Annotated in this window: 1 pseudogene; it reads right to left on the bottom strand. The window is 43.9% G+C overall.

Annotation, left to right across the window (positions count from 1 at the left end):
* Positions 1 to 455: pseudogene (locus tag GFC01_RS18030) on the bottom strand (phosphoglucosamine mutase); the annotation flags it as partial.
* Positions 456 to 474: the final 19 nt, after the last annotated feature.

Below are 474 nucleotides of genomic sequence, written 5' to 3'. Positions count from 1 at the left end.
TCATTACACAGCTCTTTTGTTTTCGCCTCTGCCATGACACGTACAAGCGGCTCTGTTCCAGATGGACGAACAAGAATGCGGCCGTCACCATTCATCTCTTTTTCGACCTCTTGGATCACCGCTTTTACTTTTTCATTTTCTTCTACTTTATATTTATCAGACACTTTCACATTCACTAAAAGCTGCGGGAACTTTTCCATTTCCGCTGCAAGCTCTGATAATGTTTTTCCTGTCGCTTTGAGCGTATTCACAAGCATGATCGCAGAAAGCATGCCATCACCTGTCGTATTATAATCAAGGAAAATCAAATGACCTGACTGCTCACCGCCGACATTATAGCCGTCTTTTTTCATCGCTTCGACCACATAGCGGTCCCCAACAGCTGTTTGAATGCTCTTAATGCCTTGCTTCTCAAGCGCTTTATAGAAACCAAGGTTACTCATGACCGTTGACACGACGGTGTCATCCTTTAAC

This window comes from Desulfofundulus thermobenzoicus (assembly GCF_009428905.1).
Taxonomy (GTDB): domain Bacteria; phylum Bacillota; class Desulfotomaculia; order Desulfotomaculales; family Desulfovirgulaceae; genus Desulfofundulus_A; species Desulfofundulus_A thermobenzoicus.
This window is presented reverse-complemented; position numbering and strand designations above follow the sequence as displayed.